10 protein-coding genes are annotated in these 12,432 nt (G+C 69.6%); 4 read left to right on the top strand and 6 right to left on the bottom strand.

Features of this window, described 5'->3' with window-relative positions; genetic code table 11:
• The first annotated feature begins 187 nt into the window (after nucleotides 1-187).
• Complete coding sequence (locus tag IEZ15_RS14015; RefSeq protein WP_229845886.1) at nucleotides 188-1,201, top strand: zinc metalloprotease; 1,014 nt, start codon at nucleotides 188-190, stop codon at nucleotides 1,199-1,201.
• A 50-nt stretch (nucleotides 1,202-1,251) separates the two neighbouring features.
• Here the strand turns inward: IEZ15_RS14015 and IEZ15_RS14010 are convergent, their stop codons facing one another.
• On the bottom strand, nucleotides 1,252-1,821 hold the full coding sequence (locus IEZ15_RS14010) for a dienelactone hydrolase family protein (protein WP_114248937.1): 570 nt from the start codon (nucleotides 1,819-1,821) through the stop codon (nucleotides 1,252-1,254).
• Nucleotides 1,822-1,867: 46 nt separating this feature from the next.
• Between IEZ15_RS14010 and IEZ15_RS14005 the strand changes: the two genes are divergently transcribed.
• Nucleotides 1,868-2,992, top strand: a complete 1,125-nt coding sequence (locus IEZ15_RS14005; protein ID WP_114244054.1) for a mechanosensitive ion channel family protein — start codon at nucleotides 1,868-1,870, stop codon at nucleotides 2,990-2,992.
• Nucleotides 2,993-3,009: 17 nt separating this feature from the next.
• Here IEZ15_RS14005 and IEZ15_RS14000 read toward each other — a convergent pair whose 3' ends face one another.
• Entirely contained in the window at nucleotides 3,010-4,596 is a 1,587-nt protein-coding gene (locus IEZ15_RS14000) for a Na+/H+ antiporter (RefSeq protein WP_114244055.1), read from the bottom strand.
• Here IEZ15_RS14000 and IEZ15_RS13995 point away from each other — a divergent pair.
• A complete protein-coding gene (locus IEZ15_RS13995) occupies nucleotides 4,588-5,559 on the top strand; it encodes a glycoside hydrolase family 95-like protein (protein ID WP_189276956.1) in 972 nt (323 codons plus the stop codon). The two genes, IEZ15_RS14000 and IEZ15_RS13995, sit on opposite strands and share 9 nt — an antisense overlap.
• A gap of 67 nt (nucleotides 5,560-5,626) precedes the next feature.
• On the opposite strand, the gene IEZ15_RS13990 is transcribed toward IEZ15_RS13995, so the two are convergent.
• From IEZ15_RS13990 to IEZ15_RS13975, 4 genes are read right to left on the bottom strand one after another with little or no spacing between them, the layout of a single operon-like run.
• A complete protein-coding gene (locus tag IEZ15_RS13990; protein ID WP_189276954.1) occupies nucleotides 5,627-6,103 on the bottom strand; it encodes a GNAT family N-acetyltransferase in 477 nt (158 codons plus the stop codon).
• Entirely contained in the window at nucleotides 6,100-7,041 is a 942-nt protein-coding gene (locus tag IEZ15_RS13985) for an RluA family pseudouridine synthase (RefSeq protein WP_189276952.1), read from the bottom strand. Before IEZ15_RS13985 ends, IEZ15_RS13990 begins: the two co-directional genes overlap by 4 nt.
• A gap of 23 nt (nucleotides 7,042-7,064) precedes the next feature.
• Nucleotides 7,065-7,655 (bottom strand): signal peptidase II, encoded by a 591-nt coding sequence (lspA, locus tag IEZ15_RS13980; RefSeq protein WP_114244059.1) that lies wholly within the window; start codon nucleotides 7,653-7,655, stop codon nucleotides 7,065-7,067.
• A 58-nt stretch (nucleotides 7,656-7,713) separates the two neighbouring features.
• Complete coding sequence (locus IEZ15_RS13975; protein WP_114244060.1) at nucleotides 7,714-8,532, bottom strand: TraR/DksA family transcriptional regulator; 819 nt, start codon at nucleotides 8,530-8,532, stop codon at nucleotides 7,714-7,716.
• A gap of 541 nt (nucleotides 8,533-9,073) precedes the next feature.
• On the opposite strand from IEZ15_RS13975, the gene ileS reads away from it, so the two are divergent.
• Nucleotides 9,074-12,223, top strand: a complete 3,150-nt coding sequence (gene ileS / locus IEZ15_RS13970) for an isoleucine--tRNA ligase (protein WP_189276949.1) — start codon at nucleotides 9,074-9,076, stop codon at nucleotides 12,221-12,223.
• Nucleotides 12,224-12,432: the final 209 nt, after the last annotated feature.

The raw sequence follows: 12,432 nt of genomic DNA, 5'->3' as shown, positions 1-12,432 counted from the left end.
GGGGTAACGCGGGACGTTAAGTCCGCGTCTCAAACTCTGGAACGCACAGAATTATTTCTTCCCGTTTCCCCGGTTTGCCCAACGATTGATTGGGCTTGATCGATTCTCCTCAAGATCTGACATGCGCACGTAATCTCCGGGCGGCGGGTGAGGAAATCCCTCCCCCACACATCCGCGAGGAGTCCCTGTGCGCGCTCTTGCCCGTATATCGCCGCGTATACGTAACCGTGCGATCGGCACCGCCGTCCTGGCCGGAACCCTGGCCCTGGCACCGCTCTCCGCGTCCACCGGCTCCGCCGCCGCGAAGACGTCCACCTCCTCGGCATCCGCCGCATCAGTCGCATCCGCCGAGAAGTGCGCGAGCGAGGCGAGCACCTCCGCCACCGCGCGCGAGGCCCGCCCCTCGGGCACCAAGCACGCCGCGGACCCCAACGAACTCACCGCGGCCCAGGCCAAGGCCATGGACACGCAGCTCAAGGAGAGACTCGCGGACCGCCGGGTCAGCGGCTCCACGCTCGCCGCGGGCGCCACCATCCCGGTGTACTTCCACGTGGTGCACTCCGGAACGACCGGCAAGCTCAGCGCGTCCGCCATCAGCAGCCAGATGAGCGTCCTGAACGCCGCCTACGGCGGCCAGGGCAGCGGCAACACCAACTCCGGCTTCCAGTTCTCGCTGGCCGGCACGGACTACACGGACAACAGTTCCTGGTACAACGGCGTCTCGCCGGGCTCCTCCGCCGAGAAGGCCATGAAGTCGACGCTGCGCAAGGGCGGGGCCAACGCGCTCAACATCTACACCGCCAACCTCGGCGGCGGCCTGCTGGGCTGGGCCACCTTCCCCAGCTCCTACAAGTCCAACCCCTCCGACGACGGCGTCGTCATGCTCGACGCCTCTCTGCCCGGCGGCTCCGCCACCAACTACAACGAGGGCGACACCGCCACCCACGAGGTCGGCCACTGGATGGGGCTCTACCACACCTTCCAGGGCGGCTGTAACGGCAACGGCGACTACGTGGCCGACACTGCGGCTGAAGCGAGCCCCGCGTACGCCTGCCCGACCGGGCGCGACACCTGCACCAACAAGACAGGGGTCGACCCGATCCACAACTTCATGGACTACACGTACGACTCCTGCATGTACCAGTTCACCTCGGGCCAGGTGCAGCGGATGAGCGACAGCTGGATCGCCTACCGGGGCTGATCCGCCCGTCCGTCCGAAGGGCCCCGCGACGCGCGGGGCCCTTCACGCGGTCACAGCGTGGCGAGGAAGCCGAGTGCGACCTTCCAGGCCAGCTCGGCCGATGCCGCGTCGTGGTCCGGCAGTTCGGGGTCCGTGAAGAGATGACCCGCGCCCGGATAGCGGTAGACCTCGACATCGGCACCGGTCCGCTGCATCTGCAGATACCAGGAGTTCAGCCAGTCGTGCGTCTCGAACGGGTCCGGGTCCGCGACATGCAGCTGTACGGGCAGCTCGTCCACCGTGGCGTTCTCGGCGATGTCCGAGGTTCCGTGGAACAGCAGCAGACCGCGCGCCTTCTCATCACCGAGCGCCAGGGTCTGCGCGGTGGACGCCCCGAAGGAGAATCCCGCGTACACCAGGCCCCGGTCGGAGTAGGGCGCGGCGGCCAGTACTGCCCTCCTGAGCAACTCGTCCTTGCCCACCTCTTCCTTGAAGGCCATGCCTTCCTCGACGGTTTCGAAGGTGTGCCCCTCGAAGAGATCGGGCACCTGCACCTCGTGCCCGGCGGCGCGCAGCCGGTGGGCGGCCGCGTGCACCGCGGGGCGCAGACCGTACGTCGAGTGGAAAAGCATGATGTTCATGAGGCCAATGGTGCCAGCTACGGTCGGGAGCATGGAGAACGACAGGATGGAGATCGTGCTGCGTCCGCTGATCGTCGTCGGCGGCTCGGTCGTGATCACGCTGCTGGTCGGCTGGCTGGTCGATCTGCTGCTCAGACGGGCCGACCGCCGGCACCACGAGACACCGCTGTGGGGTCTGCTGCGGCGCTGCCGGATTCCGCTGCAGCTGACCCTGTGCACGGCGCTGCTGCGGGGCACGTACACCCACACCCGGCTCGAACTCGTCAGGGACCACGGGGCCGGGATCGGCCAGGTCCTGACTCTGGTGCTGATCGGGACGTCGGCCTGGCTGATGGTGCGGATCGCGGCGGCCGTCGTCGACTCCGTCTACGCCCGGTACGCGGCGAGCACCCGCGATCCGGCACGGGTGCGGCGGGTCCGTACACAGGTGACACTGATCCAGCGGGTGGTCACCGCGATCGTGGCGACCGTCGCCGTCGGCGCGATGCTGCTGACGTTCCCGGCGATGCGGACGTTCGGCACCTCGATGCTGGCCTCGGCCGGTGTGCTCGGCATCGTCGCGGGCATCGCGGCCCAGTCGACGCTCGGCAATCTCTTCGCGGGGTTGCAGATCGCCTTCGGCGACATGGTGCGGATCGGCGACACGGTAGTGGTGGACGGCGAGTGGGGCACGATCGAGGAGATCACGCTGACCTTCCTCGCGGTACGGACCTGGGACGAGCGGCGGATCACGATGCCGGTCTCGTACTTCACCAGCAAACCGTTCGAGAACTGGTCGCGCGGCGGCGCCCAGATGACCGGCTCGGTCTTCTTCCATCTCGACCACTCGGCCCCGGTCGCGGCGATGCGTGACCGGCTGCGGGACATCCTGGGCGAGTGCGCCGCCTGGGACGGCCGCAATTGGTCCCTGGCGGTCACGGACACCACACCGTCGACGATCCAGGTCCGCGCGGTCGTCACCGCGAAGGACGCGGACGACATCTGGACGGTGCGCTGTGCCGTGCGGGAGCAGCTCATCGGCTGGCTGCGCGACCACCATCCGTACGCACTGCCGAGGATCGCGACGGCGCCCGCGACGCTTCCGCCGGGCGACGAGTGGCCCAACTCGCCCCACCCCACGGACGAGAAGCCGACGGGCTGGGACAAGTCCCCCCGCACGGGACGCGGCTGACCGGGCGCGGCGCCTCGTCACCGCAGGCTGCGTACGTCCAGCTGCCGCAGCACCCGGTCGACGACCTCCGGGTCCGTGCCCGCCTCGTTGCGGGCCGAGAGCACCGCGTGGCGGGCGGCCGACATCATTTCGCGCTGGACGCGGTTGATCGCCTTGAAGCGTTCGGCGCGCTTCGCGTACGCCTCGCGGCGCTCGTCGTCGACCATGTCGGGGCTGATCCGCGCCCCCACGTCGTACGCCAGCCGCTGCAGCCGCTCCGCGACCTCGTCCGGGAACTCCTCGACCTCCCGGATCTCCTTGAGCCGCTGCTTCGCGGCCTTCGCGGCGCGGATCGCGAGGTCCTTCTCCAGCGCCTCCTCGGCGTCCGTGTCCGCCCGGACCCGTAGCTTGCGGACCAGCCACGGCAGGGTGAGTCCCTGGACGACAAGCGTGGCCATGATCACGGCGAAGGCGATGAAGACGATCTCGTCACGGCCCGGGAACGGCTTCCCGTCGTCCGTCTTCAGCGGAATCGCGAGCGCCAGCGCGACCGAGGCCACTCCCCGCATCCCGGACCACCACATGACGACGGTCTCCCGCCAGCTGGTGGGGATCTCCTCGCTGACGTCGCGCCGGGTGTGCAGCCGCTTGGCGAGCCAGGTCGCGGGCAGCAGATACAGCAGCCGTACGCCGACGACGACCGCGACGACGGCCAGGCCCCAGCCGAGCATCTGGAGCTCGCGCCCGTCGGCCGTCCCGAAGACGTTGTGCAGTTCGAGGCCGATCAGCCCGAAGGCGATCCCGGTGACGAGGGTGTCGACGATCTCCCAGAAGGTACGGCCGGTGAGCCGCCCGAGGACGTCGTCGGCGTCGGCGGTGTGCTCGGCGAGAAAGAGCGCGGTGGTGAGGACGGCGAGGACACCCGACCCCATCAGCTCCTCCGCGAGGACATAGCTGACGAACGGCACCAGCAGGGTGAGGCCGACCTGGAGCGTGGCATCGCCGAGCAGGCCCATGAGTTTGATGGTGATCCAGCCGAGCGCGACACCCACCGCCACGGCGACGACCGCGGAGAGGATCAGCAGCCCGAACGCCTCCGGCAGCGAGAACGTGCCGCTCACCGCGGCGGCGATCGCCACGTGGTACAGCACGATCGCGGTCACATCGTTGAACAGCCCCTCGCCCTCCAGGATGGAGACGAGTCTGCGGGGCAGCCCGACCGAGCCCGCGACGGCCGTCGCCGCGACCGGGTCGGGCGGGGCGACGAGCGCGCCGAGTGCCACGGCGGCGGCGATGGGCAGTCCGGGGACGATCGCGTTGGCGACCGCGGCGACGGCGGCCGTCGTGATGAAGACCAGCGCCACGGCCAGCAGAAAGATCGGTCGTTTATTGGCGGCGAACTGCCGCCAGGAGGTGCGCTGCACGGAGGCGTAGAGCAGCGGCGGCAGCAGCGCGGGAAGAATGATCTCGGGCGGGATGTCCACATTCGGCACAAAGCTGAGGAACGCCATGCCGACTCCGGCGAGCGTCATCAGCACCGGCGCCGGCAGTCCGAGACGCTCCCCGAGTGGCACCGTCACCACAGCTCCGAGCAACAGCAGCAGGAGCAGTGCCATTTGGTCCACGAGGCGCCTTCCGGAACGCGGCGAGCCGACCTCTTTGGTCGGTCGATCTGGACTTCAAGCCTGCCACGCAAGGCCCGGAATCCAGACAACACCCCCTCGATATATGCCTCTCTGACCGACCATGCGTCGGCGAAGCTGCTGCGCGACAACGATCCGCGGCTGAAGCACTGGCAGGACATCGACCGAAGGCTCACCCCGTACGCCGAGGACCCGGCGGCCGGCGTCGTGATCGGCAAGGCCGTCCCGCTCGCCGACTCGCACCGGCACCACTCGCATCTGCTCTGGCTCTACCCGCTGCGCGAACGGAACTGGGACCGGGCCGGGGACCGCGATGTGATGCAGCGCTCCATGAACCACTGGGTCTCCATGCAGCAGCTGTGGCACGGCTACAGCTACGCCACCGCCTCGTCCATGTACTCGGTGATGGACGAGCCGGAGAAGGCCCTCGACTTCCTGACCTTCTTCACCGATCTGAAGGTGGTCTCGGACTGCCAGATGACCGTCAACACGATGTACCGGGAGGGCAAGAACCTCGCCCTGGAGAGCCCGCTGTCCGCCGCCCAGTCGATGCTCGACATGGTGGTGCAGGGCCACGAGGGGGTGGTGAAGGTCTTCCCGTCCGTCTCGGACCGCTGGGCGGACGCGTCGATCGCGTCACTGCGCACCCAGGGCGCCTTCCTCGTGGACGCGGACCGCTCCGGCGGCGCCACGCACTGGGTACGGGTACACAGCGAGGCGGGCGCCCCGCTGACCCTGGACCACTCCGTCGCGGGCCGGATCGACGTACGGGACGCGCACGGGCGCCCGCTGCACTGGCGGGAGGCCGGACCGGGCCGGATCACGGTCGCCCTGCCGCGCGGTGGCACGGCGGTGGTCACTCCGCACGGCGCGCGCCGCCCCGGGACGGGACCGCGCGATGTGCCGTCGAACGGGACGTGGACACGCTGGGGCCTGCCGGGCTGACCCGGACGTATGCGGGGGTGCCGCTCGCTCCGTGCGGCCCGGGCGGCCCCCGGCACTCGTTCGCTTGCTACAGAGCGCGGCGCATCGCCCGGTGGGCGATCCCGGCGTCCGGGAATTCGGGGCCGTACACCACATACCCGAGCCGCTCGTAGAAGCCGAGCGCATGGGTCTGGGCGTGCAGATCGACGGCGGCCAGACCGAGCTCACGGGCCGCGTCCTCAATGGCCCGGACCAGCGCCGCGCCGACGCCGAGACCGCGCGCCCGCTTGGTCACCGCCAGCCTGCCGAGCGAGCCCACGGTGAGGTCGCCACCGGTCTTGGCGACGGCGGCCGGACCGTGCAGCAGCCGCCCGGTACCGAGCGCGGAGCCGTCCGCCGCGACGGCGATCACATGCACCGCGTCAGCGTCGTAGGCGTCGTACTCGATCTCCTCGGGCACGTTCTGCTCGCCGACGAAGACGTCCTTGCGGACCTGGAAACAGGCGGCGCGGTCCTGCTCCTCGACGACGGTACGGGTGGTGTACGGGGCGGACGTGCCGGTCATTCACTCTCCGCCGCGATCTTGTCCAGGGCCTGCTGGAGGTCGTCCGGGTAGTTGCTGGAGAACTCCACCCAGCTGCCGTCGGACGGGTGCTCGAAGCCGAGCCGGACGGCGTGCAGCCACTGCCTCGTCAGGCCGAGGCGCTTGGCCATCGTCGGGTCGGCGCCGTAGGTGAGGTCACCGACGCAGGGGTGGCGGTGGGCGGACATGTGCACCCGGATCTGGTGGGTGCGGCCCGTCTCCAGCTTGATGTCCAGGAGGCTGGCGGCCCGGTAGGCCTCGATGAGGTCGTAGTGCGTCACAGAGGGCTTGCCCTCGGCCGTGACGGCCCACTTGTAGTCGAGGTTGGGGTGACGCCCGATGGGGGCGTCGATGGTGCCGCTCATCGGGTCCGGGTGGCCCTGTACCAGCGCGTGGTACTTCTTCTCGACGACCCGGTCGCGGAACTGGGCCTTCAGCAGGGTGTAGGCCCGCTCGGACTTGGCGACGACCATCAGGCCGGAGGTGCCGACGTCGAGGCGGTGGACGATGCCCTGGCGCTCGGCGGCGCCGGACGTCGAGATCCGGTACCCGGCCGCGGCGAGACCGCCGATGACGGTCGTGCCGGTCCAGCCGGGGCTCGGGTGGGCGGCGACCCCGACCGGCTTCACGATCACGACGATGTCGTCGTCGTCGTGCACGATCTCCATGCCCTCGACGGGCTCGGCGACGATCTGCACCGGAGCGGGCGCCTGCGGCATCTCCACTTCCAGCCAGGCACCGCCCCGTACCCGCTCGGACTTCCCGACCACCGCGCCGTCCACCTGCACCTTCCCGGCAGCGGCCAGGTCGGCGGCCCGGGTGCGGGAGAAACCGAACATCCGGGAAATGACGGCGTCGACACGCTCGCCTTCCAGACCGTCGGGTACGGGCAGGGTGCGGACCTCGGGATACGTACTCACCTGTCGAGTATGCCTTGCGCCCGCTAGTCCTTGTGCACGGTCCCGTCGGGGTCCAGGCCCTTGAAGGAAAGGATCACGATCAGGATGCCGCCGCAGACGATCGCGGAGTCGGCAAGGTTGAAGACGGCGAAGTGCGCGGGGGCGATGAAGTCCACCACCGCGCCCTCGAAGGCGCCGGGAGCGCGGAAGATGCGGTCGGTGAGATTACCGAGCGCACCGCCGAGCAGCAGGCCGAGCGCGATGGCCCACGGCAGGCTGTAGAGCTTGCGGGCGAGGCGGGCGATCACGACGATGACGGTCGCCGCGATGAAGGTGAAGATGATCGTGAAGGCCTCACCGATGCCGAACGCGGCGCCCGCGTTACGGATCGCGTCGAGCTTCAGCCAGTCGCCGACGATCTCGACCGGCGGGTGGTGTTCCAGCTTCGCGACCACGATCATCTTGCTGATCAGGTCGAGCAGATAGGCGAAGACGGCCACGGCGAAAAGCACCATGATTCTCCGCTTGCCCCTGCTCGGGGCCGTCTCCTCGACCCGGTTCTCGGCCTCGTCCCCTTCGGTCCCCTCAGCATCGGGGATGTCCGGCGTACCGATGATGCGCTCCGCCTCTGCCACGTGAGTCCCTCAACCTAGGTTCCTGACTGAGGACGAGGGTACGACACACAGCCACGGATCAACCGCGGCGCTCCTGCTTCTGTTTGTCCTCGACGCAGAGCGTGGCGCGGGGGAACGCCTGCATCCGCGCCTTGCCGATCGGATTGCCGCAGACCTCGCACAGTCCGTACGTCCCGGCGTCGAGCCGGGCCAGGGCCCGCTCGGTCTGGTCCAGCATCTCCTGGGCGTTGGCGGCGAGCGACATCTCGTGCTCGCGGGTGATGTTCTTGGTGCCGGTGTCCGCCTCGTCGTCACCCGCCCCGTCGCCGGAGTCGCGCATCAGCCCGGCGAGTGCGGCACTCGCGGCCTCCAGCTCACTGCGCAGCCGCATGATCTCGCTGCTCAGCACGGCCCGTGCCTCTTCGACCTCTTCCGGCGTCCAGGGATCCTCACCCGGCCGGACCGCCAGCTCGCCCGGGGCTGTCGTGGCGACTGCCCGGGCCGGGGGCACGGGCGCCGCGCCCTTGCCGGCCGTGCGGGTCCGGGCCGCGCTCTTCTTGGCTACCACCGTGTGGGCTCCCGTCTGCTCGGCGGACTCGGCCGCCACCGTGGCCGCCGCAGCGGCCTTCTTCGAAGCCTTCTTGACCGCGCTCTTCTTCGCAGGTGCCTTCTTGGCCTGTGCCGCGTGCTCGGCGGGCGCCACCCGCTTCCGGGCTGCGGTCTTCTTCGCAGCCGCCTTTTTCACGGCCGCTGCCGTCGGGCCGGTCTCTGCATCCGCCGACTCCGCACCCGCCTGCGAACCGCTCTGCGAACCCGCCTCTCCGCTCGTCCTCCCGGCCGCCGCACCCGTGGATCTCGCTGACGCCGACTTCTTCGCGGCGGTCTTCTTCGCCACCATGGCCGCGGCCCCTTCACATATTGTGATCTTGCACGCGAATCGTGCTGGGACGATAAATCGACCCCAGCCCCGCGGCAACGGGGCACGCCGCCGAATCGCCCCTCCCCGTGTCCGGATACCGACGCGCCTGAATCCGTTGTGCCCAGCTCCCCGCCGGGTTATCCGCCTCCCGGCCCCCCGCCCGGACTCCGTACGTCCGCGTCTGCCCATTCGGGTCACGCCCCGCCCCACGGGTTAAACCGGTCGGCCGTCGCCCGTACGGGCCCGTACACTGGCCTCAGCGAGAGGCGTGGATGGGACGAGTAGCGTCGTACGCAGCCAGGAGCGACCCGGGGACGGTGCGAGCCCGGGGGCGAGCGCGTCGTGAAGATCACCCGGAGCCGTCGGAAGAAAGCCGCAAGGCGAGTAGAACCGGCATCGCGACCCCAATGAGGGGGCCACGGGTGCACACCCGGGGCCAAGGAGGGTGGTACCGCGGGAGTCGATGAGGCTCTCGTCCCTCCGACGGAAGTGGAAAACGCCCGCCGGAGGAAGTCCGCCCATGACATCGCCGCAGTACCGCCAGGTACCCGCCCAGGTCGACCTGCCCGCGCTGGAGCACGCCGTGCTCGATTTCTGGCGCGAGAGCAAGGTCTTCGCCAAGAGCCTCGAACAGTCCGAGGGCCGCCCCGAGTGGGTCTTCTACGAGGGCCCGCCCACCGCCAACGGTATGCCCGGCGCCCACCACATCGAGGCCCGCGTCTTCAAGGACGTCTTCCCCCGCTTCCGCACCATGCAGGGCTACCACGTCGGCCGCAAGGCCGGCTGGGACTGCCACGGACTGCCGGTCGAGCTCGCGGTCGAGAAGGAGCTGGGCTTCAACGGCAAGAAGGACATCGAGGCGTACGGCATCGCCGAGTTCAACGCCAGGTGCCGCGAGTCCGTGACCCGTCACACCGACGCGTTCACCGAGCTCACGACCCGGATGGGCTACTGGGTCGACCTCGACGACGCCTACCGCACGATGGACCCCGAGTACGTCGAGTCGGTGTGGTGGTCCCTGAAGGAGATCTTCAATAAGGGCCTGCTGGTCCAGGACCACCGCGTCGCCCCCTGGTGCCCCCGCTGCGGCACCGGCCTCTCGGACCACGAGCTGGCGCAGGGTTACGAGACCGTGGTCGACCCGTCGGTCTTCGTACGCTTCCCCCTCACCTCCGGCCCGCTGGCCGGCGATGCCTCGCTCCTCGTCTGGACCACCACCCCCTGGACCCTGGTCTCCAACACCGCCGTCGCGGCGCACCCCGACGTCACCTACGTCGTCGCGACCAACGGCGAGGAGAAGCTCGTCGTGGCGCAGCCGCTCGTCGAGAAGGCGCTGGGCGAAGGCTGGGAGACCACTGGCCAGACCTTCACCGGCCGCGAGATGGAGCGCTGGACGTACGAGCGGCCGTTCACCCTCGTCGACTTCCCGGCGGAAGCCCATTACGTGGTCAACGCCGAGTACGTGACGACCGAGGACGGTACGGGTCTGGTCCACCAGTCCCCGGCCTTCGGCGCCGACGACCTCGTCGTCTGCCGCGCCTACGGCCTCCCGGTCGTGAACCCGGTCCGCCCCGACGGCACGTTCGAGGAGAACCTGCCGCTGGTCGGTGGCGTCTTCTTCAAGAAGGCCGACGAGGCGCTCACCGAGGATCTGGCCGCCCGCGGCAAGCTCTTCCGGCACGTCCCTTACGAGCACAGCTACCCGCACTGCTGGCGCTGCCACACCGCGCTGCTCTATTACGCGCAGCCGTCCTGGTACATCCGGACGACCGCCATCAAGAACCGGCTGCTCGAGGAGAACGAGAAGACCAACTGGTTCCCCGACTCGGTCAAGAACGGCCGCTTCGGTGACTGGCTGAACAACAACGTCGACTGGGCGCTGTCCCGTAACCGCTACTGGGGCACCCCGCTGCCGATCTGGCGCTGCGAGGACAGCCACCTCACCTGCGTCGGCTCGCGCGCCGAGCTCAGCGAGCTCACCGGCACCGACCTCTCCGGTCTCGACCCGCACCGCCCGTTCATCGACGAGATCACGTTCACCTGCTCGCACGAGAACTGCCAGCTGGAGGCGTACCGCGTCCCGGAGGTCATCGACGCCTGGTACGACTCGGGCTCGATGCCGTTCGCGCAGTGGGGCTACCCGTACAAGAACAAGGAGATCTTCGAGAGCCGCTACCCGGCGCAGTTCATCTCGGAGGCCATCGACCAGACCCGCGGCTGGTTCTACACGCTGATGGCGGTCGGCACGCTGGTGTTCGACAAGTCGTCCTACGAGAACGTGGTCTGCCTGGGCCACATCCTCGCCGAGGACGGCCGCAAGATGTCCAAGCACCTCGGGAACATCCTTCAGCCGATCCCCCTCATGGATCAGCACGGCGCCGACGCGGTGCGCTGGTTCATGGCGGCGGGCGGCTCCCCGTGGGCGGCGCGCCGCGTCGGCCACAACACGATCCAGGAGGTCGTCCGCAAGACCCTCCTGACGTACTGGAACACGGTCGCCTTCCAGGCCCTGTACGCCCGTACGTCGGGCTGGGCGCCATCCGCGGCCGACCCGGCCCCTGCGGACCGCACGGTCCTGGACCGCTGGCTGCTGAGCGAGCTGAACGCACTGGTGGACCAGGTCACGCAGGCTCTGGAGGGTTACGACACCCAGCGCGCCGGCAAGCTCCTGTCCGCGTTCGTCGACGATCTGTCCAACTGGTACGTACGCCGCTCGCGCCGCCGCTTCTGGCAGGGCGACAAGGCGGCCCTGCGCACCCTGCACGAGGTCATCGAGACGGTGACCCGGCTGATGGCCCCGCTCACCCCGTTCATCACCGAGCGGGTCTGGCAGGACCTGGTGGCTCCGGTCACCCCGGACGCCCCCGAGTCGGTCCACCTGTCCGCCTGGCCGAAGGCGGACCTCGCGGTCATCGACCCGACGCTCTCCACCCAGATGGCGCTGGTTCGCCGCCTGGTCGAGCTGGGCCGGGCCACCCGCGCCGAGTCGGGCGTCAAGACCCGTCAGCCGCTGTCCAGGGCCCTGGTCGCAGCGGCAGGCTTCGAGTCCCTCTCCCCCGAGCTGCACGCCCAGATCACGGAGGAGCTGAACGTCTCCTCGCTGGCCTCCCTCTCCGAAGTCGGCGGTTCACTGGTCGACACCACCGCGAAGGCGAACTTCCGTGCGCTCGGCAAGCGGTTCGGCAAGGGCGTCCAGGCGGTCGCGAAGGCCGTCGCGAACGCCGACGCGGCAGCGCTCTCGCTGGCCCTGCGCGAGGGCACGGCGTCGGTCGAGGTGGACGGCGAGACGGTCACCCTCTCCCCCGACGAGGTGATCATCACCGAGACGCCTCGCGAGGGCTGGTCGGTGGCGTCCGACTCGGGCGCGACGGTCGCCCTGGATCTGGAGATCACCCCGGAACTGCGGCGCGCGGGCCTCGCCCGTGACGCGATCCGCCTCATCCAGGAGGCCCGCAAGAACAGCGGCCTGGACGTCGCGGACCGCATCGCCGTCCGCTGGACGTCCACCTCCCCCGCCACGGTGGAAGCCCTGACCGAGCACGCGGCCCTGATCGCGGACGAGGTCCTGGCCCTGGACTACGCCCAGGGCGAGGCGAACACGGCATACGGCACCCCGTTCGAGGACGAGGGCCTGTCTCTGACGTTCCGCCTCCGCAAGACGGAGCAGTAGCCCAAGTACATCGGAGGCCCGCCCGGAACAGATGTTCCGGGCGGGCCTCCGGCGTTCTCCCCCCACCGCCCCTTCCCGTAACCGGGGGGCTTGATTGCGCCGGGTGCGGCGTGGGATTCGGCCTCGTCGGCGTTTGAGGCACGGAGGCTGGGGTGGAACCCCGGTTCAGGAAGGGGCGGGTCGGGGAACAGGTCCGCCCCAGGCCCCCC

It is taken from the genome of Streptomyces atratus, from assembly GCF_014648655.1.
Classification (GTDB): domain Bacteria; phylum Actinomycetota; class Actinomycetes; order Streptomycetales; family Streptomycetaceae; genus Streptomyces; species Streptomyces atratus.
This window is presented reverse-complemented; position numbering and strand designations above follow the sequence as displayed.

What these genes read in the sequence shown, in the direction of transcription:
- IEZ15_RS14010 (WP_114248937.1), bottom strand. Translation starts at nt 1,821, where the DNA reads ATGAACATCATGCTTTTCCACTCGACGTACGGTCTGCGCCCCGCGGTG.
- IEZ15_RS14005 (WP_114244054.1), top strand. Translation starts at nt 1,868, where the DNA reads ATGGAGATCGTGCTGCGTCCGCTGATCGTCGTCGGCGGCTCGGTCGTG.
- IEZ15_RS13990 (WP_189276954.1), bottom strand. Translation starts at nt 6,103, where the DNA reads ATGACCGGCACGTCCGCCCCGTACACCACCCGTACCGTCGTCGAGGAG.
- IEZ15_RS13975 (WP_114244060.1), bottom strand. Translation starts at nt 8,532, where the DNA reads ATGGTGGCGAAGAAGACCGCCGCGAAGAAGTCGGCGTCAGCGAGATCC.
- ileS (WP_189276949.1), top strand. Translation starts at nt 9,074, where the DNA reads ATGACATCGCCGCAGTACCGCCAGGTACCCGCCCAGGTCGACCTGCCC.